Genomic DNA, 24,741 nt, shown 5'->3' on the forward strand with positions numbered 1-24,741 from the left:
TTTTAACTCGGCCCGTTCGGCCCGTAGCGCCAGCGGTTGTAACTCCCGACTCCCAACATTTGCCGGGTGCCATGCATTCGGAGTTCGTCCCCGCGCCGACGAATGACGCACGCGACGCCAGGCTTGGCCTTGCAGGTTCCGCACGTCCGAGTCAGTCCCATCTCTTCGGGGGTCATATCGACCGTGAACTTGGGCATCTCTACCTCCGTGGGTTGGGCATTTCTGCTGGTCATAAGGTGTTCTGCGGAAAAAGCGGAAAACCCACATTGATTCCCCTACGCGTACACATGAGAAAGTCCATGTAGCTTTTCCGCTTTTTCCGCCTCGGCGCTATTCGGGCTCCGTCGAGACCTTGAGTCGAAGCGTCGGAAGCACGTAGCCGTGAACCTCGTTCTGGCGTTTCGAGCTGAGTCGAACGGCAATCCCACGAGATTCGAGCGCCTTCCGAAACTCTCCCTTCTGGAGCGGTTCGTGTCCGGCGCGCTCGGCCCATGCGCTCCAGCGCGAGTACATCTGCGAGAAGAGCGCTCGGCCCCCGATCGTCTTCTCACATGCCTGGTCCAGGAATTGCTCGACGGCGTCCTGAGCGCGCCGATAGCCGGCCGTAGCAACCTTCACGGCCTCGGGAGCTGCGAGGTCTCCACGGTCCAGGTAGTCGCGTCTGCCGGCGAGCATCCACGCGAGTACGGCGTCCGCGTCCAGTTCCAGGCTTACCGGCAGGTCCTTCACTCGGTCGGCCTCCGGGATCACCACGCCGAACGGGACCACACGCAGGCGTGCCCATAACGCCGGATCGTCGCCGCGCACTTTCGGCAGATGGTTCGTCACGAGAAACGGCGAGTGGCTCGGCTCGAACTCTACGAAATCTCGGTGCATCCGACGCGCTTTGATCCTGTCCCCGCCGACAAGTCGTTTCACCGTCGCAGCGGCGAGCTGGGCACCCTGTCCGGTCTCGGAGACCGTGACCAGTCGCAGTCCGCGCAAGTCCATCTCGCCGGTGGTGTGCGCGCCTCTGCGATCGAGGAACAACTCGGACTCGCCGATGCCAGCATACGATCCGAGCGCGTGATTCAGAGCGCCGTAGAACACTCCCTTACCGTTCCGGCCCTCTCCGTGCAGGATCGTCAGAATGTGCTCGGTTACTCGGCCGCTCAGTGCGTAGCCGGCGTATCGCTGGAGGAATGTGCGAACCTCGGCGTCGGGCAGTGAGGACTCCAGAAATCTCTCCCACGCCACGGAACGGGATTCGGGTCGGTATGCCGCGCGTGTGACCTTCGTTATTCGGTCGTCTGGGTCGTGCGCTCGCAATGTCCCGTCGAGTAGGTCGACGGTCCCGTTCGCCACGTTGAGAACGTTCGGGTCGGCGTCCAGGTCGGCCACGGTGCAGTGAAACTCGGGCAGCTTCGCCGCGATGCTGAGCACTCCAGCAAGTCCGCTCGCACGCTCACAGGACGCAATCTCGGACAGAGCGTCCTTGTCCACGGACTCCTGCGAGCGACCCGCTCGGAGCAGTGCGAGCAGTAGCCGAGTAGCGACCACTCCGTCCGGGTCCTCGGTCCAGCGGGTCCCGTCGTAGGCGAACCATCCGAGACCGGTAACGAACATGACGTCGTTCGCATGATGTTCGGCGAGCAGGTATGCCCACCGCGCTTGTCCGCTGTGTTGGCGTGAGAGTCGCAGACAGCGGGTGTCGTCGGTAGTCACTAGAAAATCTCCGTCAGTTCGTGCTTGAAGCGCGCGACAAGCTCTGCGCGCAGGGGCCGGGGCATCAGAAATCTCGTCGGCAATCCCACCTCGGCCGCGACCTCGGCCCCGATGGCCAGCGGCACGATGACCGGCAGTCGACCCTCGGCGCGGTAGAACTCACGCAGAACGTCCACGGTGCTTTTAGGGAGCGCTTTTCGTGGGTCCCGCTTGTCGATTGTGCGCATCCGGTGGGTTCGGTCGGTGACCGGTGCGTTGCCCATGCTGCGGACCGGGACCGTGGCGTCGAGCTGCGTTTCCAGCACCGACGACGGTAAATCCGTAAGGCACCGCACAGCGAGGTCGATAAGCGCGTCTCCACCCTCGGCAAGTAGGCGGTTCTGCAAACGAATTGATCGGATTCCCATCGCGCGCAACACGAGTCGTCGTTCGTCGGCGGCATACTTGGGTCCGTCGAAGCGCGAGCTGTGAGCGTCGCGGCAGACCCGGCAACTTTCGTCGTATTCGTGGGGCTCGCACTCGGCAAATCGGATCATCGTCCACCGCCGACGATCGAGACCAGCGCGACGACGTTGGAGAGCAACGCGACGCAACCCCAGAAAACGGGAGACTCGAGAATGTCGGCGGCACGCGCTAGAATGCGTGTGTTCTCGCTTAGCGGTAGGCGGGTCACTTGGTGGGAGGCCCCGGCAGAGATGCCGGGGCTTTCTTTTGCGTCAAGCATTCTGGGGACCATCTTTCAGTCGGCGGATTGTGAGCTGGCCGGCCTTGGGATGGCGACGACGGTCCCCCGGTTTACGCGCCTACGAGCGTTGCGGCCTTCTCGCGAGCAATCCACACGTTCAAATCGCGCAGGTCGTACCAGACTCGGCCACCGATCCGGTAGCTCGGCGGGCCGATTCCGCGTGCTCGCATGTTGGCGAGCGTCTTGGTGGAAAGGTCGAGAAATTCGGCCGCACCGCTTGCGTTGAGTCGGTCGGTGGGTTGCATTGGTGCCTCCGGGGTTTCGGTTGGTTCATGCTGTGACGTCACTAGATCACGCCGAAAACCGTTGTGCCACATGTCAACTTTGACGAAAGAATCGGACATCACCAGGTCAGAGGCCGTGTCAGCTTTGGCGATCAAAGTTCCAAAGTGCTGGTCATGCCCGTCGAGTGAATGTGATGCAGATCACACGGATAGCAAATATTCCATTGGTCATAGGTGACCTAGACTTCCCGGTATGCCCTCCGCAATCCCCGCTGCACGACGTGTGCGTTCCAATGTCTTCGACCGCTGGCACACTCGTGACCTACTCGGCCCCGATGACGTGAAATGTGGATGCCGATCCGAGAAGAAGAAGCCGTCGTCACGGCATGGCGTCGGGAAACGGTGGACGGCCCGATATGTGCCCGCCTTCGGAGGCGCTCCGATCTCGAAGGGCTTCGACACGAAAGCGCGCGCCGAGGCGTGGATTTCGGAACAAATGGCCTCAGTCGTGCGGGGCGACCACGTTGCACCTGCTCGGGCGGAGATGACGGTCGGAGCGCTCGCCGAGGTCTGGAGGGCCGGTCTCGCGTCGAGAACGGCCAGCACTCGGCGCTCGTATGAGAGCGTGCTCGACACGCACGTTCTGCCCCGCTGGGAGGGCGTGCGCCTGGTCGACGTCGAGCACGGCGATCTCGCTACGTGGATCGCATCGCTCACCACCCATCGCGAGCTCTCACCGTCGAGCGTGCGTCATGTCCACGTAGTGACCCGCATGATTCTCGACCTTGCGGTGCGTGACGGCCGGATGCCGCGCAACCTGTGCGACGGAATACAGCTCCCGCGTGCGCGTCGGGCGTCGCAGCGGTTCCTCTCCCGCGACGAGCTTGCGCGACTGGTCGGTGCTGCCGACTATCTCGTCATTCAGCGGGATAAGGCTCAGCGCGCCGGTAAGCGGGTCGCTGGGCCACCGATCGGACAAGACGACGACGGGCGGAATCTCATCCCAGACGCCGAACCCTCGGTCGATGGATTGATGATTCGTACGCTCGCGCTGACGGGTGTCCGGTTCGGTGAGCTGGCGGGTCTGCGGATCGAGTGTGTCGATCTCGACAAGCGGCGGTTTCGTATCGAGCGGTCGGTCTCCGAGGTCGGTGGCAAGCTCGCGTGGTCGGATACGAAAAATCACACGGCCCGCTCGGTGGCCTTCCCTCGGTCGCTGGTCGAACCGCTCCGGGAGCAGATCGACGGTCGGAAGGGCGGCGAGCTTGTGTTCCCGTCCCGATCGGGCGAACCGGTCCGCAATCCGTCATGGAGCAAGCGAGTGTTCAAGCCTGCCGTCGAGCTCGCGCAACTCGCTCCGCTGACACCGCACGATCTACGCGACACGTACGCCTCACTGGCCATTGGTAAGGGTGCCTCGGTGAAGGACGTGCAGCGCCAGCTCGGCCACAGTTCCGCTGCAATGACCCTGGACGTGTACTCGGGGCTGTTCGAGGACGGCCTCGACGCCGTAGCCGACGCTCTCGACGGCGAGTAGCGACCAGTCGAAATGCCGGGGGAGTTCGGGAACTGCTATCCCTGTGCTATCCCTAGTCGGTTTGAGCGGGTTTGCTATACCGTCGACTGACGATTTGACCCGCCCTGAGCTGGGCAAATGTGAGTGGGGCGGGCGGGGCTCGAACCCGCGACCAATGGATTATGAGTCCACGGCTCTAACCGACTGAGCTACCGCCCCATCTCGCGCTGGGCGAGCGGTCAGAATGCTACAGAAGGCGTCCGCTGCCGGAGCCCACAGGGTCGGCGGTTCGATCTCCGAGCGCGGCGATGGTTACGGGCACGCCGTTGAGTATCGCGTTGGCCGATACCGCATCCACCTGCTGGGGATCGGTGACGTCGTTTGCGCTGACGCCGGCGACGGAGGTGGCGACCGACAGTTCGACGCCGTCGCGCTGATGTCCGAATCCGTGGGGCATGCTCACCACACCCGGCATCATCCGGTCGGAAGCGTGGACTTCGATGTGCACCGATCCCGCTGCCGAGGTCACCGAGACGGTGGCGCCGTCGTCGATCCCGCGGGCGAGGAGGTCGTCGGGATGCGCGAGGAGCTGGTGCCGCGGCTTGCCTTTGGTGAGCCGAGTCGCGTTGTGCATCCAGGAGTTGTTGCTGCGTAGATGACGTCGTCCGATCATCAGGAGCTCCCCGTCGCGAAGTGGCTCGGCGCCGAGCATCGCATCGTGCAACGCGGGCAGATCGGCAACGATGATGTCGTGGACGAGCTGAATCCGCTTGTTGCGAGTCTGCAATTTCCCGGGCAGACCGGGCTCGAGCGGACCGAGGTCGATGCCGTGCGGAGACTTCGCCAGCCGCGACACCGACAGCCCGTTGCGTTGCCTGCGCAGCAGTAGGTCGACGGTGCGCCGTGGAGAGAGTCGAAGACGCGCCTCCCGGACTATCGACGCGGGCTGGAGCCTCGACTTCCACTGGTCGAGGCGGGAGCCGGCGCGGCGCGCCTGGTAGCGCAGCGCGAGATCGCGGAAAATCTCCCAGTCGGCTTTGGTCCCCGGCTTCGGCTTCAGGATCGCCGGCATGAACTTCGCGGTGTTCCGCACCGCGAAAGCCTGAAAGATCAGGTCGTAGTGATCGCGCTCGAGCGCCATGGTCGGCGGCAGAATTACGTCGGCATGACGTGAGGTCTCGTTGACGTAGAAGTCGAACGACACCATGAAGTCCAGATTCGCGAACGCCTCGTCCAGTTTCTTACCACCAGGCATGGACAGGACGGGATTGCCCGAGAACACCGCCATGGCGCGAATTCGGCCCTCGCCCGGCGTGGTCATCTCGTCGACCAGCGTCGAGCTCGGGAACTCTCCGGAGAACTCCGGAAGATCTCGAACGCGGGATCGCCAGGCGTCGAAATGACCCCTTCCGACCACCTTCTTCCCGATGAGGTCGATCGCGGGACTGGTCAGCATCGCCCCGCCCACGCGGTCGAGATTGCCGGTGATGATGTTCAGTACCTGGATCGCCCACTGGCACACGCTGCCGAAGCGTTGCGTGGACACACCCATGCGTCCGTAGGCGACGGCGGAGTTTGCCCCGGCGAACCGCTCGGCGAGCGAGGTGATGTCGGCGGCGGAGATGCCGACCGCAGGGGCGACGGCCTCGGGGGTGAAATCGGCCACGAGTGCGGCGACGTCATCCGCGCCGTCGACGTAGTCGGCGATTCGGGTGGGTAGGCCGAGGGCGACGTTGATCATCGCCAGCAGCAGCAGTGCGTCGGTCCCCGGACGGACGAAGTGATGCTCGTTGGCGACATCGGCGGTTTCGGTCTTGCGCGGGTCGACCACGATCATGGTGCCGCCGCGCGCTTGGAGGTCACGAACACGGTGCGCGAAATCGGGGACCGTCATCATCGATCCGTTGGAGACCATCGGGTTTCCGCCCAGGACGAGAAAGAGGTCGGTGTGGTCGATGTCGGGGATCGGCAGCGCCAGCTGGTGGCCGTAGAGGAGATAGTTGACCAACTGATGTGGCAGTTGGTCCAGCGAGGTGGCCGAGTATCTGTTCTTGGTCCGCAACATGGAGGTGAAGGGGACGCCGTGCGTCAGTGCTCCCACGCTGTGCACGTTGGGGTTGCCCTGGTAGATGCCGACGGAGTTGGCCCCGTGCTTTTCGCGGGTGGAGACCAGGCCGTCGACGACGAGATCGTAGGCCTCGTCCCATCCGATCTCTTTCCAGCCGGTCGGCGTTCGGCGCACGGGTGCAGTCAGCCGATCCGGGTCTGCATGCAGATCGATCAGCGACAGCGCCTTGGGGCAGATGTGCCCACGTGAAAGTGGGTCCTTCTTGTCCCCGCGAATGGCTGTGACGGTGTTGTTCTCGACCGTGTATTCCAGTCCACACATCGCCTCGCACAGGTTGCACGATCCGTATTCCACCGTCATTGGAAGATCTCCCCTCGATTTGCTCCGAGCGTAGCGCGGGGTGGGTGCGTTGCCCGCTGATCCGCACGAGTCTCATCGCGTCGAGTTGCATTCACATCAATCAATTACTAGAACGTGTTCCAATTTTGGACTTGTGTGACTATCGTCGGTTGCACTGCGATCGGCTCGACCAGCGAGCCGAGCTGCGTGCGAAAGGCGAGTCGCGATGAAAACCAAGGGCGCTGTGCTGTGGGGTCTCAACGAGCCGTGGTCGGTCGAGGAAATCGAAGTCGGGGATCCGGTGGCCGGTGAGGTCCAGATCCGCATGGAGGCGGCAGGAATGTGCCACTCGACCACCACATCGTCACCGGTGCCACACCGATGCCGTCGTATCCGGTCATGGGTGGCCACGAAGGTTCCGGGGTCATCACCAAGGTGGGACCGGAAGTGAAGACCCTGAAAGAGGGCGACCACGTCGTCCTGTCCTTCATTCCGTCGTGCGGTCACTGCCCCGCCTGCGCCAACGGACATCAGAACCTGTGCGATCTCGGTATGGGACTGCTCAGCGGAATGGCCATCAGCGACGGCACCTTTCGGATTCAGGCGCGAGGCCAGAACGTCATTCCGATGTGCCTGCTGGGAACCTTCTCTCCGTACATGACGGTGCATGAGACCTCCGCCATCAAGATCGACGACGACATCCCCTTCGATGTGGCCTCACTCGTCGGCTGCGGCGTGCCCACCGGGTGGGGGTCCGCCACCAATGTCGCCAAGGTGACCCCGGGTGAAACCGTCGTGATCATCGGCGTCGGGGGAGTGGGCCTGAGTGCACTGCAGGGCGCTGTCCAGTCGGGTGCCACCAAGGTCATTGCCATCGATCCTGTTCCGTTCAAACGAGATCAGGCGTTGAAGTTCGGCGCGACCCACGTATTCTCCAGCGCAACAGAGGCATTGATGCCGATCATGGAACTCACCGAGGGAAGGATGGCGGAGAAGACCATCATCACGGTCGGCGAGATCAAGGGTGAAAACATCGAGGAGGCGCTGCTCCTCACGGCCAAAGCCGGACGATGCGTCGTCACCGGAATGGGCCGAATGGAGGACATGGACGTCAAGCTGAACTTGTTCCTGTTCACCATGCTGCAGAAGGATCTGCAGGGCGCGATCTTCGGCGGCGGCAACCCGCGTCACGACATCCCTCTGCTGCTGTCGATGTACAAGAGCGGGCAGCTCAATCTCGACGACATGATCACCAACACCTACACCCTCGACGACATCAACTCCGGCTATCAGGACATGCTCGACGGCAAGAACATCCGCGGCGTCATCAAGTACACCGACTCCGACCGGTAGTTCACGCAATTCCGGTAGCCCACTATCGCTTGAATGGCGCATCCATACGATCAGATGGCACGCGGGAGGACCATTCAAGCGAAGGGGGGCCACGACTAGGGTTGACGACGTGCACAGTCTTGATTTGATCGCTGGTTGGCCCGTGGAGAACGCGTCGGCGACGGTGGTGTCCGATTCCGGTGTGGTCGATCGGTACGGCGACCTCGATCGCGTCTACGAGCTGGCATCGGTGACCAAACTTCTCGTCGCGTATGCGGCGCTGGTTGCCATCGAGGAAGAGGCCATCGCGCTCGATCAACCCGCAGGCCCTGAAGGGTCGACGGTGCGGCACCTGCTCGCACACACTTCCGGGCTCGCGTTCGCCGATCAGCAGGTGCAGGCAAAGCCCGGCACCAGACGGATCTACTCGAGTGCCGGGTTCGAGGTGTTGGCGGACACGATCGCCGCGGAGACCGGAATAGCTTTCGAGAACTACCTCGCCGAGGCGGTGTTCCACCCGCTGGGGATGACGAACTCGGTATTGGGCGGCCCGGCCGGGCACGGCGCCCGCTCGTCGGCGAACGACCTGTCGGCGTTCGCCGCCGAACTGCTCGACCCACAGCTGCTGGCCGCCGATACGGTCAACTCGGCCGTCACCGTGCAATTCGAAGGGTTGGCCGGCGTTCTTCCCGGTTACGGCTCGCAGAAGCCGAACGACTGGGGGCTTGGTTTCGAGCTGCGGGACTCGAAATCGCCGCATTGGACCGGTCTCCGCAATTCGACGCGCACCTTCGGTCACTTCGGGCAGTCGGGGACGTTTCTGTGGGTCGATCCCGACGCTCGTCTTGCCACCGTTGTGCTGACGGATATGGCGTTCGGTGAGTGGGCCAAGCCCCTGTGGCCCGAATTGTCGGACGAGATCATCGGCAACAACACCAGGTGAGCCGATAGATTCAGGAGTGCACTGGCGTAACAGGGGTAACTCGGGGCACACTAGTACAGGTACGCGTGTGAAGGCAGCATCTGAAAATCAGCGCATGTCGAGGTCGTTGGGGAAGACGTCCCTCGTCGAAGCTGGAGGTGTTATCGAATGCGCGCATCGAATCAATTCGCGGATGCGACGGCGGGTGTTGTGTACATCCACTCGTCGCCCACTGCGTTGTGCCCGCACGTGGAATGGGCGCTGTCCGACGTGCTCGACAGTCGTGCGAAGCTCGCCTGGTCGGCGCAGCCGTCGTCCGACGGCCATGTGCGTGCAACCACCAACTGGGTGGGGCCGGTGGGCACGGGTGCCAAACTCGCCGAAGCGCTACGTCCGTGGCGAATGCTGCGTTTCGAGGTCACCGAGGATCCCAGTGAGGGCGTGGACGGTGAACGTTTCGCACACGTGCCCGGACTCGGCCTGTGGCGCGGCTGCACCAGCGCCAACGGTGATGTCATCCTCGGTGAAATGCGCCTCAAAGCGATGATGGCAGGTAACTCGTCCTCGCTCGCGGCCGAGATCGACTACGCCCTCGGCGCCCCCTGGGACGAAGCGCTCGAGCCGTACCGCAGTTGCAGCGCAGAATTCGACGCCTCCTGGCTCAGCCGCAACGCAGGTTGAGCGCCATCCAGTATCGTCGGTCCCGTGCCAGGGTAGGCATGTGGGCTGGTGTGTGGAATGGGTGGTGTCATGTTGTCGACCGGTAGGGTCATTCGATTCGACGAGTTCAAGGGATATGGTTTCGTCGCTCCGGACGAGGGCGGCGAGGACGTGTTCATCCACGTCAACGATCTGGATTTCGACAAGCGTCTTCTCGCTCCCGGTGTTCGCGTCGAGTACGTAGCCGAGGAGGGCGACCGCGGACTCAAAGCGGGCCAGGTGCAGATCATCGATTCGCCGAAGCCGGTTACCCGCGCCGCGGTGCCGGCTGTCGTTCCCGACGCCGAGACGGCCGACTACGACGATGTCGGCAGCGATGTTCTTTCACCGCACGAGTTCTCCAACGAACTGACCGAGGCATTGCTGCGCGCGAATCGTGGCCTCACCGCCGAGCAGATTCTCGACGTGCGCCAAGTGGTCATCCGGCTCGCGCACTCACACAGGTGGCTCGAGAACTGACCGCGTAGCTCGAAAACGACTGTGCCCCGGTGACCAGTCACCGGGGCACAGTCGTCTCAGTTGCTCAGAGGGGAATGTTCTTGTGATTGCCGCGGAGCGCAGGCGCCCCGGCAAGAGCCTTTGCGATGGTCGAGCGTGTGCTCGCCGGCTCGATGACCTGATCGACGACGCCGATGGCCACGGCCCGGTCCACCCCGCCGGCAATGGTCTCGTGTTCGACGGTGAGACGATCGTGCAGGGCCTCGCGCTCACCCTCGGGCGCCGCAGCCAGAGCCTTCTTGTGCAGGATCCCCACAGCAGCCTTGGCGCCCATCACGGCGACCTCTGAACCCGGCCACGCGTACACCGCGGTGGCTCCGAGAGCGCGGGCATTCATGGCGATGTAGGCGCCGCCGTAGATCTTGCGTGTGACCAGGGTGACGCGGGGGACCTTGGCTTCGGCGAAGGCGTGCAGCAGTTTCGCCCCGCGGCGAACGACGCCTTCCCATTCCATGCTGACTCCCGGCAAGTATCCGGGAACGTCGACCACAACGACGAGCGGGATACCGAAGGCGTCGCACAGCCGAACGAAGCGGGCCGCCTTCTCTGCACTCTCCGAGTTGAGGCACCCACCGAGACGGATCGGGTTGTTGGCGATGACGCCGACGGTCCGCCCGCTCAACCGCCCGAGCCCGACGACGATGCTGCGCGCCCAGCCGCCCTGAAATTCCTCGAAGGTCGATTCGCCCTCGACGTTGTCGAGCAGTTCGTCGATGATCGGATGGACGTCGTAGGCCCGGCGATTCGACTCCGGCAGCAGAGCACGGAGATCGGTGTCACCATGCTCGGCGGCCGCGATATCGAACGTGCCCTGCTCACTGAACATCGACACCAACCGGCGAGCACGGGTGAGTGCGTCGAGTTCGCTGTCCGCGACGATGTGGCAGACGCCCGACTTCTTGTGGTGCGTATCGGGTCCACCGAGAGATGCCATGTCGACCTGCTCGCCGGTGACGCTGCGGACGACGTCGGGACCCGTGACGAAGACACGTCCCTCGGGAGCCATGATGACGACATCGGTCAAAGCAGGACCGTATGCGGCGCCACCGGCTGCGAAACCGAGAACGACAGAAATTTGTGGGACGACACCCGAAGCGCGAACCATCGCCTCGAACACCAGGCCGACGGCGTGGAGTGCTTCGACACCCTCGGCGAGCCGAGCTCCGCCGGAATGCCAGATTCCGACAATGGGCGCGCCGCGGTCGAGCGCGGTGTCGATGGCCGAGACGATGTGTTTGCACCCGTCGACTCCCATGGCGCCGCCCATGACGGTGGCGTCGGAGCAATAGGCGACGGTGTGCACGCCGTCGATATCACCGGCGGCGGCGAGCAGACCGGACTTGTCACGGTCGTGCAGCGGAACCATGGTTCCGGCATCGAAGAGCTTTTCCAGTCGCGCGACCGGATCGCGAGGATCGGTGGAACTACCCGAACGGGTGAGGGGGGACAGAATGGTCATCGCCTTCTCCTTCTGCGTGCCCCGGATGCGGGGCGATCCCCGGGCGGAGGTCGATGAAGACCCCCACCCGGGTTCGAGTGCTCAGGGCTGAAAAGTCACCTGACGGTGGCTATCAGGCCCGACCGAAGGCGAGCGCCACATTGTGCCCACCGAATCCGAACGAGTTGTTGATCGCGTAGTCGATCTGTCCGGCGCGGGCTTCACCCTTGACGACGTCGAGATCGATCTCCGGATCCTGGTTCTCCAAATTCAGCGTGGGAGGGATGATTCCCTCTCGCACTGCAAGCACCGTCAACACCGACTCGAGAGCGCCGACAGCGCCGATCGAGTGGCCCAGTGCAGACTTCGGTGCATATACAGCCGCGTGGTTGCCGACCGCCTTGTTGATCGCGAGCGCCTCGGCCGTGTCACCGATCGGTGTGGCCGTGGCGTGTGCGTTCACATGCGTGATGTCGGACTTCTGCAACCCTGCGGTCTCGATGGCCCGCGACATCGCGCGGGCAGCTCCGGTGCCTTCCGGATCGGGTGCCACCAGGTGGAAACCGTCGGAGGTGATACCGGCGCCGAGCAGACGTGCGTGAATCGTTGCTCCGCGAGCCTTCGCGTGCTCCTCGGTCTCGATGACCATGAGCGCGCCTGCCTCGCCGAAGACGAATCCGTCGCGATCCTTGTCGAAAGGACGCGATGCACCCTTCGGGTCGTCATTGTTGGTGCTCATCGCGCGCATCATGGAGAAGCTCGCGATCGGCACCGCGTCGATGTATCCCTCGACGCCACCGGTGACGACCATATCGGCGTCACCCATGACGATCATCCGCCACGCATGCGCGATGGCTTCCGATCCCGAGGAGCAGGCCGACACCGGCGTGATGACGCCGGCCTGTGCCTTCAGTTCCAGCCCGACGACCGCTGCGGGGCCGTTGGGCATGACCATCTGAACGGCAAGCGGGGACACCTTGCGGTAGCCGCCGGCCTTCATCTTGTCGTTGGCGTCGATAAGTGCATCGCCGCCACCGAGACCGGTGCCGATGGACACTCCGAGACGGAGCGGGTCCACCTCGGGGCTACCGGCGTTCTTCCACACCTCGCGGCCGAGCACAGTGGACAACTGCTCCACATAGCTCAGGCGACGAATCTCCACTCGGCTGAGCAGAGTCGTCGGGCTCACTGCGAGGTGACCGCCGATTCGAACGGGCAGGCCGTACTCGGAGACGAAGTCGTCCTCGAGCACACCGATGCCGCTCTCGCCGTTCAGCAGACCCTTCCACGTGGCGTCCACGTCACCGGCGATGGACGTGGTCGCAGCAAGGCTGGTGACGACGACACTCGGGAAGCGTCCGTTGTTGGTGGATGGGTTGGTCACGGTTGGACTCACTCGCTCGCGGAGTCGTCGAGCTTGGCCTTGATTGCCTCGGCAGCTTCGGGGTTCTCGGCTTCGAGCTTCTGGATGTACGAGACAGCGTCACCGACGGTGCGCAGGCTTGCGAGGTCCTCGTCGGGGATCTTGACGCCGTACTTGTCCTCGGTCTGAACAGCGATCTCCACCATCGACAGGGAGTCGATGTCGAGGTCGTCCACGAAGGACTTCTCGATGGTCACCTCGGAGGGCTCGATACCCGTGACCTCCTCGATGATCTCTGCAAGTCCGGCGATGAGGTCTTCCTGGCTGGCCACTTGAGTGGCTCCCTTCTTTTCGGTCGATCTTTTGCGGGTCGGTGCGTCGTGAATCGACGCCCCGAAGTCTTTTGCCACTGCGCTATCCCACGAACGGTCCTTCGTGTGCGCCACCGATTCCGCGAGGTGGGCACGTCGAGCCCGTGACGCAGGTGGTCACGGGAGTTTCGTAAAGCTAGGTCAGCTCGGCCAATGCTGCAATATCTTCGGGCTTCTTGAGCCCGAGGTTCGGGGTGCCACGCATTTCGCGCTTGGCGATTCCGATCAGTGTTCCCGCCGGAGGCAGCTCTGCCACAGCGGAGACCGCGCGCTCGCGCAGCGAGGCGGTGCACAGATCCCAGCGGACCGGCTTGGTCACCTGAGCTGCCAACTTGGCAAGCGCGTCTGCGCCGGATGCCACAGCGTTGCCGTCGGAGTTGGAGAGCAGAGTCCGGACGGGTTCGTTCGGCGTGATCGATGCCGCGGCAGCAGTGACTGCTTCCTGGGCGGGCGCCATGAAGCGGGTGTGAAATGCGCCCGCAACGGGAAGTGCACGCACGCGAGCCTTCTCCGGCGGGTTCGCGGCCAGCTCGGCCAGTGCGGTGAGTAGACCAGCGGCGACGATCTGGCCGGCAGCGTTGATGTTGGCAGGTTCGAGGCCGAGTTCTTCGAGACGGGCGAGCACGACAGCCTCGTCGCCGCCGAGAACCGCGGACATGCCGGTCGGTTCGAGCGCGCATGCCTTGGCCATCTCGGATCCGCGGACGGCGGCCAGAGTGACGGCCTCGTCGGCGGTGATCACCCCTGCCACCGCGGCGGCTGCAAGTTCGCCCACCGAATGCCCTGCGACGACGATGTCCTGCGGCAGGATTCCGCGGCTGGCGATTTCCTCGAAGGCCAGCAATGCCGCTGCCACGACGAGCGGCTGAGTCACCGACGTGTCGGTGATCTCCTCGGCTGTCGCGGTGGTGCCGAGGCGCACGAGGTCGAGACCGGACGCCTTGGACCACAGGGCGACGCGATCTGTAGCTCCGGGTAGTTCGAGCCATGGCACGAGCATTCCGGGTGTCTGGGAGCCCTGGCCGGGCGCAAGCAACGCAATCACATCGTTAAGAGAACACCGTTGAGGCCGGTTTCAGAGATGTTGCTCTCGATGAACTCTTGCTGTGCAATTTGTGGAGACCCCACAAAACGGCTCACGGGGCGCTCGCATCGCCGCACCCCTGCATGGCGTTACGTCACAACTTCGCCGAATGTTACCTGTGGGATGTGTGGTGCTGGATAGTGTGGTTCGTGATGAGTTCGAGTCAGTCGTCCTACTGTTGCCGCGACCCGAAGCACGTACGCATCACGAGATTGTGTCGGGTCGCGGCCCGTAACCTCGGCAATTCTCTTCAAGCGATAGCGCACCGTATTTGGATGAACAAACAGCTGCCGGGCGCACATCTCGACCGCGCCGCCACAGTCGAGGTACGCGTCCAGGGTGTCCGCGAGCCCGGAACCCGCGGAGAACAACGGCTGAACCAGTAGGTCGTTGAGAGCCTCGATGGCAGCGGAATCACCCAGCAACGCACGTTCCGGCAGCAACTCGCCGGCATGCACCGGCCGGGGAGCGCCTCGCCAACCAGCCACCGCCTGCATCCCGGCGAACGCCTCGACGGCGCTCGAATGCGCAGCGCCCAGAGTGCGCGTGGTCGGTCCGATGACCACAGCCCCATCCGAAAAATTGCGCAGCATGTCCTCGAGAAACGAACTGCTCGTAGGATCGTCTGTCAACCGTCCGCTCACAACCATGACCAACCGGGTCCCCTGAACCACGGCGAGAGCGGCGCGATTGTGCTTCTGCGCGACCGCATGCACCGTGCCCACCACAGACACGCCCTGATCGTCCGGGGGAGTGCCCACCAGCACCGTGGCAGGCGCGGTGGCGTCCCAGTTCAGCGTCGCAGCCCGCGAAAGCATGTCCGATCCGGTGTCGCCGCGCACAACGGCGTCGACGACAAGAGCCTCGAGCCTCGTGTCCCATGCACCACGTGACTCCGCAGCACTGGCATACACCGACGCGGCCGCGAAACCAAGTTCGCGGCCGTACCGCAATACCGCCTCCGTCAGGGCAACCAGCTGCTGATCGTTGCGAGCCAACGCCGGCAACCACTGCTCGAAGAACTCCATCGCAACGCGAACCATGTCCACCGTCTGACGCAGCGTCAGACGCCGCGCCAGATCCTGCGGAATGACCTGAAACGCATCCAGGCTGAACCTGATATCGCTCTGCGGGTTCTTCAACCATTCCAAAAAGTTGTCCACCGCCGTCTGAATCAACAACTGCACACTCGACCGCTGTGCCGCGTCCAGACCAGCGAAGAACGGCAACTGATCCTGCATCGCCGTCACGGCCTCCGTCGACAAGCGCCCGGAGAACTGCTTCACCCGGCGCAACAACGCGTCGGGAAGCGGATCGCGCTTCTGCCGTGACGGCGACAACGCCTTCACCGGAAGATGCACCTCGTTGTCGGTGATGTAGCTATCGGGGTACTCGCCACCACCGGCTCCGTTCTTGTCGACCATGAGAAAAACCTACGCCCGCCCACCGGGGTCCCGCGACGACGGGACTTCGGTGGACGGGCGAGGGTGGGTTATGGATTATGCAGAACCGGTATCGGCGTACGAGGTCGGCGCAGCATGCACGTCGTCGATGCGGTACTTCTCCGCGGCCTCGACAGCCTTCGACTTGTCGATCTCACCCGAAGCCGCGAGAGCCGACAGGACGGCGACGACGATGGATTCGGCGTCGACGTTGAACACGCGTCGAGCAGCCGGGCGGGTGTCGGAGAAGCCGAAACCGTCGGTACCGAGCGTGACATAGTCGCCCGGCACCCACTGGCGGATCTGGTCCGGGACCGCGCGCATCCAATCCGAGGCCGCCACGACCGGGCCGGCCGAGTTCGACAGGGCCTGCGTCACGAACGGCACACGCTTCTCGGCGCCCGGATTGCGAAGCGCTTCCTTCTCCGCCTCGACACCGTCACGGCGAAGCTCGCCCCACGAGGTGACCGACCAGACACCGGAGCGGACGCCCCACTCGGACTCGAGCAGCTCACGGGCCTTGCGTGCCGAGACGATACCGACTCCCGACGCCAGAATCTGCGCCTCGGGGCCGTCGCCGTCCTGCGGCTTCTCGAACAGGTAGATGCCCTTGAGAAGTGCGTCCACGTCGAGGTCCTCCGGCTGGGCCGGCTGCTGGTAGGGCTCGTTGTACAGGGTGATGTAGTAGAAAATGTTCTCCCCGCCGAAGCCTTCGACTCCTTCCGTGCCGCCGTACATCCGCCGCAGACCGTCCTTGACGATGTGGGCGATCTCGTAGGAGAAGGCCGGGTCGTACGCGACGGCGGCCGGGTTGGTCGAGGCCAGTAGCAACGAGTGACCGTCCGCGTGTTGCAGGCCCTCGCCGGTGAGCGTGGTGCGACCCGCGGTGGCGCCCAGGACGAATCCGCGTGCCATCTGATCGGCAGCAGCCCACAGGCCGTCACCGGTGCGCTGGAAGCCGAACATCGAGTAGAAGATGTACAGCGGGATCATCACCTCGCCGTGCGTCGAGTACGAGGTGCCGACTGCGGTGAACGACGCCGTCGAACCGGCCTCGTTGATGCCCTCGTGCAGGATCTGACCCGACGAGTTCTCCTTGTAGGCGAGCATCAACTCGGAGTCGACCGATGTGTACAGCTGGCCGTTGCGGTTGTAGATCTTGAGCGACGGGAACCAGGAGTCCATACCGAACGTGCGGGCCTCATCGGGGATGATCGGCACGATGCGGTGGCCGATCTCCTTGTCGCGAAGAAGCTCCTTCATCACGCGCACCAGCGCCATCGTCGTCGCGACGTCCTGCTTGCCGGAACCCTTGAGCAGCGTCTTGTAGGTGTCGTCGCTCGGCTGCGGCAGCGGCTTCGGGGTGACCCGACGCTCGGGGACGAACCCGCCGAGCTTGCGTCGACGATCGAGCATGTACGCAATCTCCGGGGCATCGGCGCCGGGGTGGTAGTACGGCGGCAGATACGGATCCTTCTCCAACTCCTCGTCGGAGATGGGGATGTGCTGCAGGTCGCGGAAGGTCTTCAGGTCGTCGAGAGTGAGCTTCTTCATCTGGTGCGTCGCATTGCGCCCTTCGAAGTGCTTACCGAGGGTGTAGCCCTTGATGGTGTGCGCCAGGATGACCGTCGGCTGGCCCTTGTGCGCCATCGCAGCGGCGTACGCGGCATGCACCTTGCGGTAGTCGTGCCCGCCGCGCTTGAGATTCCAGATGTCACCGTCGGAGAGATCCTTGACCAGTTCCTTGGTACGGGGATCGCGGCCGAAGAAGTGATCGCGAACGTAGCCGCCGTCGTTGGCCTTGTACGTCTGGAAATCCCCATCGGGGGTGGTGTTCATCAGGTTGACGAGCGCACCATCGCGGTCGGCGTGGAGCAGTGCATCCCACTCGCGTCCCCAGACCACCTTGATGACGTTCCAGCCGGCGCCGCGGAAGAACGACTCCAACTCCTGAATGATCTTGCCGTTGCCGCGGACCGGTCCATCGAGGCGCTGCAGGTTGCAGTTGACTACGAAAGTCAGGTTGTCGAGACCCTCGGTGGCGGCGACGTGCGCCAGGCCGCGCGATTCGGGCTCGTCCATCTCGCCGTCGCCCAGGAACGCCCAGACGTGCTGGTCGGAGGTGTCCTTGATGTCGCGGTCGTGCAGGTAGTGATTGAAGCGTGCCTGATAGATGGCGTTCATCGGACCCAGGCCCATGGAGACCGTCGGGAACTCCCAGAAGTCCTGCATCAAGCGAGGGTGCGGGTACGAGGGCAGGCCGCCGCCGGAGTCGGAGTGCGAGTACTCCTGGCGGAATCCGTCCATGCGCTCGGCGGGGATGCGTCCTTCGAGGAATGCGCGTGCGTAGATGCCGGGGGACGCGTGACCCTGGATGAAGACCTGGTCGCCGCCGCCAGGGTGATCCTTGCCGCGGAAGAAGTGGTTGAAACCGACCTCGTAGAGCGCGGCGGAGGAAGCGTAGGTGGAGATGTGTCCACCGACTCCCACTCCGGGACGCTGGGCGCGGTGGACCATGATGGCGGCGTTCCATCGAATCCAAGCGCGGTAGCGACGCTCCATCGATTCGTCACCGGGGAACCACGGTTCGTTCTCGGTGGGAATCGTGTTCACGTAATCCGTGGACGTCAAAGACGGCAGCGCGACCCGACGTTCACCGGCGCGTTCGAGCAACCGCAGCATCAGATAGCGCGCACGGGCCGGACCTGACCGTTCGAGGAGACCGTCGAAGGATTCGATCCATTCGTTGGTCTCGTCATTGTCGATGTCGGGCAGGTAGCTGGCGACACCCTCGCGGATGACGCGTACTCGACCGTCCGAGCCGGTGGGCCCGCTCGTCTTTGCGGCAGATTTTGTGTTCTGCCGATCGTCCTGGTTCATCTCGGACAACGTGTGTACTCCTCAATGTGGCGGGCGCTCGGTGTGGCGGCCGCTGCCATGTATCTCGCACTCTGTGACGGCGATCTACGTTCCTCGTTTCAGTGATCCTGATCAATTCTCCTACACATCTCCGGTGTAGGTAGTACGGAGTCCCAATACCCGCCAGTAGAAATTTATGTACGCAATTTCGGCGCGGTCAGCTTGCGGTTACGGCCAAAACACTGTTCGCTTGCACTACTTCACCCACTATGCAAGGAGGTCACCACCGTGGTCGCCGCGGCGGACGCTCAGAACTACGCTCAGAAACTTGGAATCACCCGCGACTTGGTTGTCCAGGAGCTGGGCTGGGACGAGGACACAGACGACGACCTCCGGGCAGACGTCGAGGACGCTATCGGCGGGGAGACCCTCGATGAGGACTCCGACGAGGTGATCGACGTCGTACTGCTGTGGTGGCGCGACGGAGACGGTGATCTCGTCGACGCGCTCATGGACGCCATCGGTCCGTTGTCGGACGACGGATTCGTCTGGGTCCTCAGCCCCAAAACCGGACTTCCAGGCCACGTCGAGCCCAGTGAGATCGCCGAGTCGGCTCCCACGGCAGGGTTGACGCAGACATCGGCTCAAAATCTGGGCGACTGGATCGGCAGTCGGCTGGTCCAGCCCAAGACGCAGGCAACCAAACGGTAGAGACAGCCGAACAGGAAGACGGAATTCGATGCCACTCGAGGTGGGCGCGTCGGCGCCCGACTTCACTCTGAAGGACCAGAACAACCAGGAAGTCACCCTGTCCTCGTACCGCGGGGACAAGAACGTTCTGTTGGTCTTTTATCCGTTGGCATTCACCGGGACGTGCCAGGGTGAGCTGTGCAAAGTACGTGACGAGCTACCCAAGTTCGAAAACGACGACTCGGCGATCCTGGCCATCTCGGTGGGGCCACCGCCCACTCACAAGATCTGGGCGGCGGAGCAGGGATACACCTTTCCGCTGCTGTCGGACTTCTGGCCGCACGGCGCGGTGGCGCAGGCCTATGGCGTGTTCAACGACAAGGCTGGATTCGCCAACCGCGGTACCTTCGTCATCGACAAGGACGGGATCGTTCGCTTCGCCGAGATGAACCAGCCCGGCGAGGCCCGCGATCAGTCAGCGTGGGAGAAGGCACTGGCTTCGGTCTAGGCGCTTCGCGCATGTGCGCGGAAATACATAGCCAGCTATGTATTTCCGCGCACATAGGAGGGCGTCTGACGTGCGGAATTGGAGATCCGGCGTCTACAGGATAAATTTCTCCAAGCGTTCCGTTGGCTCAGGCCAGCGGTACTCGGGCGTATAGCTCAGCGGTAGAGCTCTGGTTTTACACACCAGCGGTCGGGGGTTCGAACCCCTCTGCGCCCACAACAGAAGTGACGTTCGAACCCTTGACTGTCGAGGTCAGCCGCAATTTCAGGTCATCATCTCCTCGTTCGACCGGGCGGTTCTCGTCCGTCGACGATGTTCTCAACGCTTCGATGAAGTCCGTTGCATCCGCCTCGGTGTGCACAACCTCAGATTCATCGACGTTGAGGTGGATTCGTTCAAGCGACGCTTGGCTGTAGTCACGTCGGATTGGGCCGGATACAGCTTCGCACGCGGCACCACACCGGCTCAGCACGGAGTCGCAGCGACGATTGCCGCCTTCATGTCGACGGTTGATTGGTCGAAGACCGCGAGGTGGCCCTCAAGCTGGTCACGTTGCTTCGAGAGGACTGACTGCTTACCGCGAGAGCGATATCACCGCTGTTCGTGCCCGGCAACCAGAACTCGTTCGCGAGAACTGCACAAAATGAGCCGGTCTCATCGCGTGAAAGTGCCATCAATTCAGATTGCAGTCCTACCATGTCCGAACCCTTCGCCTAGCACCTACTCGGCAACTTCGTCGGCGACCTCTTCCTCAAAAGCTTTGTCCCCTGGGCTGATTGGCGCTTTGACTGCGTCGGCGTTGGCGACTCCGGCTTGCTCATTGCTGGAACCCTTGCCCGCTGGCCCGACGAGAGGCCCTTCGATTGTGTCGGCCGGGTCAACTGAGGCGGGTGCTCCGGTGGGAGCCAGAGCGTCTGCCTGATTCTCGCTGTTTGCGATGTCATCGACGTCCATCCGCCCTTGGTCTTTCAGCCGCGGCAACAGGGGCAGGCGTTCTAGCTCGATCCGAAATAGAGAAAAGGCCGCGATCCGCCTGAGTGGATTTTCGCCGAGGTCATGGTTGCGTTTGATGGTCGCCAGTCCAGCTCGGATGATGTCCCCAATCTCTGTGTCGTCAGCCGCTGCTTCAATACGACGAAGTACGACGAGAGCTTGGTCCTGGATACAGCCGTCGGGGTGCGCCTCAAAGAACTCAGCAATGAGCTGTTCAACGCGCCTGTCACGGCGCCGGGCCGCCTCGTTCTCGCGTGCAATTGCCAGTGTGGTGCTCAGTCGGGATATGAGGGATGCGAAGTTCGCGTCTATGGCATTCGCTTCCTCGGACTGCACTTCTTCATCGGCGTGTTCACCGAGGTACGCGATCAACTCTTTGGCGAACCCTGCCTTGCCTATGCCCGTATCAAAGGCAAGGCGGAATGCATTCTCGATGGCGTCCCACAGGGAAGGTGATTCCGCTGAGACCCCAGCTAAGATCGCCTCGTCGGTCAAGGCGGTGGATTCGTCGGCACTCAAGCCGAGTAAGTGTGTTGCGTATCGCCGTGCTGCAATTCCAGCTAAAAGCAACGGAACCAAGTCTTCGGGCTCCTCAACGACTACGCCAGGTACTGTCGTAGCGTTAGGTACGGCCTCCCCCACCATAACGATTAGATTCTCATGCACGGTCGGGCGGCCTTTTGCTCCGCCCTTCAAGATTTGTCGTCGAGCTTCCCTGCCGGCACCGTCGCTGTCGAGCAGCACTGCGCACGCGGGCTTGAATTGGGCTCGTCCACGTGCCAGGTACAGCATGTACGGCATGTTCGAGCCGCCGGGCACGAGCGTTACCTGGTTCAGGTCGAGGGTGGCACTTGGTGCGACTCCCGCGAGTCGCAGTCGCGTGTTCATGCCCGAAAGCAGCACCTGGTCGGAGATTCCTTCGACGAACAGGTTGTCACCGCCGATGAACGCGGTCTCCGCTACGAACGCTCCGAGCGAGGTACGCAGCGGCTCATAGTGGTTCTGGGTCACGTCCGCTACGAGACGTGTGCCTTCGTCGCCGGTGCCCTTATCAACTACGCGGACGCGGTGACCGGAGTTTCGGTTAATGAGGAACGGGGAGTGGGTTACGTACACGACTTGGTCGGTGCGATCGCTATTGTCAGGGTGGGCGTAATACTCCAGGATCCGAAGCAAGTCCTGTTGCCCGGCCGCCGACAGATATGCATCGGGCTCGTCCATCAACAACACTTCGGGTACGGAGGGTCGCTCGTGCGACCAGAGTTGGACAATGTATGACAAGAAATAGGTTAGCCCGCGGCTGCGTTCGCTGAACGAGTAGTCGGTGCCGGTGCGGTCACGAATAGTGAAGACCAGTTCGTGCTCACGCGGCGAGACGCGGAGCGCGAAGTCCTCGTCCTGGCTCCACCACCTCGAGATATTGAGGTGTCGGGCGATGGAATCATTCATCTTCTGGATGAGGGCGTTGACGAGGCCTTCACGTTCTTCTGCGATTGCGTTATAAAGGTCGGCGAAGGCGCTCTGATCGATGCGCGCAATTCTTGTCAGCAGGTCCTGACCCAGTTTCTGCCGCTTCGCGGCCAGTGCTTGTGGGGATTTTTCGTCGGGCGAGCTGGAAGCTAGATCGAGCAGGGCGAACAGGGTGCCAATTTGCTCCTTTAGGACGTCCAAATCACTGACTCCGGCCAGGAAGCGCAACAGATTAACGCGCTTCTTTCGCTCGGGAGGGGCCGGCTCGACTCCGGCGAGCAAGGCTAGTGAGACCGAGTCGGGGAGATCCACCTGAGTCTGGAGTTTGTGTGACTTCGGTAGCAACGCCTGTAGCGCGGCGACCTGAAGCGGGTTGAGCACGATCCGCTGCTCATCTTCGTTGAGGACCTGAACGACGCCCTCTTCGGGACGAAGCAAGAGTAAGTCGCCATTCCTGTGGAGAGGAATCTTCAACGCAGTAAGTTCGGTTCGCTCGTTGCCCGACAGTGCGAATTGAGCGCCTACCTCTGGGTACAGTCGTTTGTCCTTCTCAACCGAAAACAGCGTCGAGTAGCGGCAAAAGTCGCGACGAGAGTGTTCTTGTCCTGAGAGCACGATGTGGATGGCATCGAGTAGGTGGGACTTGCCAGACTCGTTCGCACCGACGACGGCCGTGATGTCGTGCTCAAGGCTGACTGTCACGTGAGGCAGCCAACCATCGGCCGTCACCTGCCAATCCTTCTTCTTCGACTTCGGCGCGAACTTCAGCTCGTAGTCGTAGTTGAACGACTTGTACCAGCGGACCAGAACCTTACGGATGCGCACGACTGTGCCTTTCGTCTATCGGAGCTCAGCCGCGTGTGCGGCCAAGCGAGCAAAGCACGAACCAGACAGGTGTCACGCCAAATCGCCGAATTATGTCGTCCGACAGGTCAAATGGACGCCTCGAGATGTTGCAAGCATAGGAGCGGCAAGAAACTCCGGACGGTTCAATCTGAAGATCGTGATAGCTTCCAACCAACATTGAACAGCCATGGGGGTAAGTTGTCCGATCGCGAACGTAAGACTAGTCGGGCCGAGCCTTGGACGAGAGCACACAAGCTGCAAGTCACCGCTATAGCGATAGCGGTCGTACTTGGAGTCACTGGACTGGTCTTTACACTCTCGGTGAACGCATTCAAGGACCAGAGCGCCGCAACAACCACGAGTCAAGAATCCACGGTCAACGAGTCCTCAGCCGAGGCTAGCCCACCTAATGATGGCTGCAAACAATCTGTGGACCTCGACAAACCTGCTGGCTGGGGTCCTGCTCGCCTTCTCACTCCAGCAGACGATTTCGTAGAATGGCCAGCTTTAAATCAAGACGGCGTAGGTCCCTGGGGAGACGAACGCAACTTCTACGTGGGACGCCCCAGCTCGGCTACCCAAGAATCCGATGTGCTTCGTGCCTCGGGCGAGGGCTCGAACAGTAACGTCATCAGAGTCGAGCGAGGAAAATTCTACGTCTTATCTATCTACGTTCACAACAGTGCGAACGAGTCGCCAGAGATGGCGTTGGTCAATACGCGGGCGAAGGTGTCGTTGCCAGTTTGCGCAGGTAAGCAAATTTCCACCAATGCTTTCCTTTCTGCGGACAACGCTTCGCCTGACACGGTGTGGGGTGGGGTCACGTTTTGGTCTGACGAGATTTTTAATTTAGCCTACGTCCCGGGCAGTGCGCGCATATGCAACAACTATTTTACTTGTCGAGCAGATGATGAAAGGCAAGGAACCCCAGTGACCGATGCCTTATTCACCCTGGCCGGACAGCAGGTTGGATTTGATTCTTTGGATGGCGTCTTGCATGGAAATTATAACGAGGCGACTTATATTCATTTTGTGGTCCGCCCTCAATTCGCCCCGGAATAATCGGGCCCGATGCTTAGAAGCTCTCCGTCAAAGAATCATTACCACTTCATCTCTGAGGCTTTACTGCTTCGCTTTACATTTTCGCCGACGCCTTTTAGCTTCCATCTGCATTTATGTTGCGACACGTTTCAGTCTACCTTTTCTTACCCTAGACCGTCCCGGGTTTGATGCCGCTTCGCTCGTTGTGAAGGACGAAGCGCATCCCGAAGCGTTACCCGGCCGAACAACGTGAGCGTGCGGTGAGGATGGGCCTCGTCACCTCCATTTGTACAACTCCGTCTACGTCGCGTGCAGGGCGATCGGACCCAAACTGGGTGTCGACGCAAAGCCACTCCGGCTATGGACGCGCCAGGCCCAGATCGATGCCAACCAACCTCCCGGAGCAACGACCGAGGAGCAACAGCACATCAAGGAGCTCGAACGTGTATCGGTGTACACCCTCACGTGACGGTCCCCGTACAACCTCATGTGTAGGTGCTCGGCGAGTCCTGTCGTAACTCGCCCACGACAAGGGCCACCCTTCGAATCGTCTACCGCCAAGTCGACG

19 protein-coding genes, 2 tRNA genes and 1 pseudogene are annotated in these 24,741 nt (G+C 62.4%); 9 read left to right on the forward strand and 13 right to left on the reverse strand.

What is annotated here, in order from left to right; all coding sequences use genetic code 11:
* Nucleotides 1-330: 330 nt before the first annotated feature.
* The 4 genes from KVY23_RS05955 to KVY23_RS05970 form a co-directional block, all read right to left on the reverse strand.
* The gene (locus KVY23_RS05955) at nt 331-1,704 is read right to left on the reverse strand and encodes a phage/plasmid primase, P4 family (RefSeq protein ID WP_230555688.1); all 1,374 of its coding nucleotides are present in this window, start codon (nt 1,702-1,704) and stop codon (nt 331-333) included.
* The gene (locus KVY23_RS05960; protein WP_230555689.1) at nt 1,704-2,009 is read right to left on the reverse strand and encodes a hypothetical protein; all 306 of its coding nucleotides are present in this window, start codon (nt 2,007-2,009) and stop codon (nt 1,704-1,706) included. Before KVY23_RS05960 ends, KVY23_RS05955 begins: the two co-directional genes overlap by 1 nt.
* 227 nt (nt 2,010-2,236) lie before the next feature.
* On the reverse strand, nt 2,237-2,428 hold the full coding sequence (locus KVY23_RS05965) for a hypothetical protein (protein ID WP_230555690.1): 192 nt from the start codon (nt 2,426-2,428) through the stop codon (nt 2,237-2,239).
* 71 nt (nt 2,429-2,499) lie between these two features.
* On the reverse strand, nt 2,500-2,694 hold the full coding sequence (locus tag KVY23_RS05970; RefSeq protein ID WP_094704636.1) for a helix-turn-helix domain-containing protein: 195 nt from the start codon (nt 2,692-2,694) through the stop codon (nt 2,500-2,502).
* 232 nt (nt 2,695-2,926) lie between these two features.
* Here KVY23_RS05970 and KVY23_RS05975 point away from each other — a divergent pair, with 232 nt between their 5' ends.
* Entirely contained in the window at nt 2,927-4,210 is a 1,284-nt protein-coding gene (locus KVY23_RS05975; RefSeq protein WP_230555691.1) for a site-specific integrase, read from the forward strand.
* A gap of 124 nt (nt 4,211-4,334) precedes the next feature.
* On the opposite strand, the gene KVY23_RS05980 is transcribed toward KVY23_RS05975, so the two are convergent.
* Nucleotides 4,335-4,408 (reverse strand) — tRNA-Ile (locus KVY23_RS05980).
* A 28-nt stretch (nt 4,409-4,436) separates the two neighbouring features.
* Nucleotides 4,437-6,617, reverse strand: coding sequence for a molybdopterin-dependent oxidoreductase (locus KVY23_RS05985; RefSeq protein ID WP_230555692.1), 2,181 nt, complete (start codon nt 6,615-6,617; stop codon nt 4,437-4,439).
* A 205-nt stretch (nt 6,618-6,822) separates the two neighbouring features.
* Here KVY23_RS05985 and KVY23_RS05990 point away from each other — a divergent pair.
* From KVY23_RS05990 to KVY23_RS06005, 4 genes and pseudogenes are all read left to right on the forward strand, one after another.
* A pseudogene (locus tag KVY23_RS05990) lies at nt 6,823-7,949 on the forward strand (NDMA-dependent alcohol dehydrogenase).
* A 109-nt stretch (nt 7,950-8,058) separates the two neighbouring features.
* Entirely contained in the window at nt 8,059-8,871 is an 813-nt protein-coding gene (locus KVY23_RS05995; RefSeq protein WP_230555693.1) for a serine hydrolase, read from the forward strand.
* 147 nt (nt 8,872-9,018) lie between these two features.
* Entirely contained in the window at nt 9,019-9,531 is a 513-nt protein-coding gene (locus KVY23_RS06000) for a DUF3145 domain-containing protein (RefSeq protein WP_230555694.1), read from the forward strand.
* A 69-nt stretch (nt 9,532-9,600) separates the two neighbouring features.
* Nucleotides 9,601-10,029, forward strand: a complete 429-nt coding sequence (locus KVY23_RS06005; protein ID WP_230555695.1) for a cold-shock protein — start codon at nt 9,601-9,603, stop codon at nt 10,027-10,029.
* Between the two features lie 64 nt (nt 10,030-10,093).
* Here KVY23_RS06005 and KVY23_RS06010 read toward each other — a convergent pair whose 3' ends face one another.
* The 6 genes from KVY23_RS06010 to aceE all read right to left on the reverse strand — a co-directional run bounded on the left by KVY23_RS06010 (nt 10,094) and on the right by aceE (nt 18,646).
* Complete coding sequence (locus KVY23_RS06010; protein WP_230555696.1) at nt 10,094-11,527, reverse strand: acyl-CoA carboxylase subunit beta; 1,434 nt, start codon at nt 11,525-11,527, stop codon at nt 10,094-10,096.
* A gap of 112 nt (nt 11,528-11,639) precedes the next feature.
* A complete protein-coding gene (locus KVY23_RS06015) occupies nt 11,640-12,890 on the reverse strand; it encodes a KasA/KasB family beta-ketoacyl-ACP synthase (protein WP_075840446.1) in 1,251 nt (416 codons plus the stop codon).
* An 8-nt stretch (nt 12,891-12,898) separates the two neighbouring features.
* Nucleotides 12,899-13,201, reverse strand: coding sequence for a meromycolate extension acyl carrier protein AcpM (gene acpM / locus KVY23_RS06020; RefSeq protein ID WP_075840447.1), 303 nt, complete (start codon nt 13,199-13,201; stop codon nt 12,899-12,901).
* A gap of 175 nt (nt 13,202-13,376) precedes the next feature.
* A complete protein-coding gene (locus KVY23_RS06025; RefSeq protein WP_230555697.1) occupies nt 13,377-14,285 on the reverse strand; it encodes an ACP S-malonyltransferase in 909 nt (302 codons plus the stop codon).
* Between the two features lie 128 nt (nt 14,286-14,413).
* Complete coding sequence (locus KVY23_RS06030) at nt 14,414-15,748, reverse strand: CdaR family transcriptional regulator (protein WP_230555698.1); 1,335 nt, start codon at nt 15,746-15,748, stop codon at nt 14,414-14,416.
* Nucleotides 15,749-15,823: 75 nt separating this feature from the next.
* Nucleotides 15,824-18,646: a pyruvate dehydrogenase (acetyl-transferring), homodimeric type gene (aceE, locus tag KVY23_RS06035; RefSeq protein ID WP_230555722.1), complete on the reverse strand. Its 2,823-nt coding sequence runs from the start codon at nt 18,644-18,646 to the stop codon at nt 15,824-15,826.
* A 267-nt stretch (nt 18,647-18,913) separates the two neighbouring features.
* On the opposite strand from aceE, the gene KVY23_RS06040 reads away from it, so the two are divergent.
* The 3 genes from KVY23_RS06040 (at nt 18,914) to KVY23_RS06050 (ending at nt 20,039) form a co-directional block, all read left to right on the forward strand.
* Nucleotides 18,914-19,336, forward strand: coding sequence for a DUF3052 domain-containing protein (locus KVY23_RS06040; RefSeq protein ID WP_075840449.1), 423 nt, complete (start codon nt 18,914-18,916; stop codon nt 19,334-19,336).
* Nucleotides 19,337-19,364: 28 nt separating this feature from the next.
* Nucleotides 19,365-19,823, forward strand: coding sequence for a peroxiredoxin (locus KVY23_RS06045; RefSeq protein ID WP_230555699.1), 459 nt, complete (start codon nt 19,365-19,367; stop codon nt 19,821-19,823).
* Between the two features lie 144 nt (nt 19,824-19,967).
* Nucleotides 19,968-20,039: transfer RNA gene (locus KVY23_RS06050), tRNA-Val, on the forward strand.
* 504 nt (nt 20,040-20,543) lie between these two features.
* Here KVY23_RS06050 and KVY23_RS06055 read toward each other — a convergent pair.
* Nucleotides 20,544-23,111 (reverse strand): AAA family ATPase, encoded by a 2,568-nt coding sequence (locus KVY23_RS06055; RefSeq protein ID WP_230555700.1) that lies wholly within the window; start codon nt 23,109-23,111, stop codon nt 20,544-20,546.
* Nucleotides 23,112-23,453: 342 nt separating this feature from the next.
* Between KVY23_RS06055 and KVY23_RS06060 the strand changes: the two genes are divergently transcribed.
* The gene (locus tag KVY23_RS06060; RefSeq protein ID WP_230555701.1) at nt 23,454-24,194 is read left to right on the forward strand and encodes a hypothetical protein; all 741 of its coding nucleotides are present in this window, start codon (nt 23,454-23,456) and stop codon (nt 24,192-24,194) included.
* Nucleotides 24,195-24,741 lie beyond the last annotated feature (547 nt).

This window comes from Rhodococcus sp. I2R, assembly GCF_020889545.1.
Taxonomy (GTDB): Bacteria; Actinomycetota; Actinomycetes; order Mycobacteriales; family Mycobacteriaceae; genus Rhodococcoides.

Bases quoted from the DNA above. Each gene is read 5' to 3' on its own strand.
- KVY23_RS06030 (WP_230555698.1), bottom strand. From the start codon at position 15,748: ATGGTCGACAAGAACGGAGCCGGTGGTGGCGAGTACCCCGATAGCTAC.
- KVY23_RS06005 (WP_230555695.1), top strand. From the start codon at position 9,601: ATGTTGTCGACCGGTAGGGTCATTCGATTCGACGAGTTCAAGGGATAT.
- KVY23_RS05965 (WP_230555690.1), bottom strand. From the start codon at position 2,428: ATGCTTGACGCAAAAGAAAGCCCCGGCATCTCTGCCGGGGCCTCCCAC.
- KVY23_RS06045 (WP_230555699.1), top strand. From the start codon at position 19,365: ATGCCACTCGAGGTGGGCGCGTCGGCGCCCGACTTCACTCTGAAGGAC.
- KVY23_RS05975 (WP_230555691.1), top strand. From the start codon at position 2,927: ATGCCCTCCGCAATCCCCGCTGCACGACGTGTGCGTTCCAATGTCTTC.
- aceE (WP_230555722.1), bottom strand. From the start codon at position 18,646: ATGAACCAGGACGATCGGCAGAACACAAAATCTGCCGCAAAGACGAGC.
- KVY23_RS05970 (WP_094704636.1), bottom strand. From the start codon at position 2,694: ATGCAACCCACCGACCGACTCAACGCAAGCGGTGCGGCCGAATTTCTC.
- KVY23_RS06010 (WP_230555696.1), bottom strand. From the start codon at position 11,527: ATGACCATTCTGTCCCCCCTCACCCGTTCGGGTAGTTCCACCGATCCT.
- KVY23_RS06000 (WP_230555694.1), top strand. From the start codon at position 9,019: ATGCGCGCATCGAATCAATTCGCGGATGCGACGGCGGGTGTTGTGTAC.
- KVY23_RS05985 (WP_230555692.1), bottom strand. From the start codon at position 6,617: ATGACGGTGGAATACGGATCGTGCAACCTGTGCGAGGCGATGTGTGGA.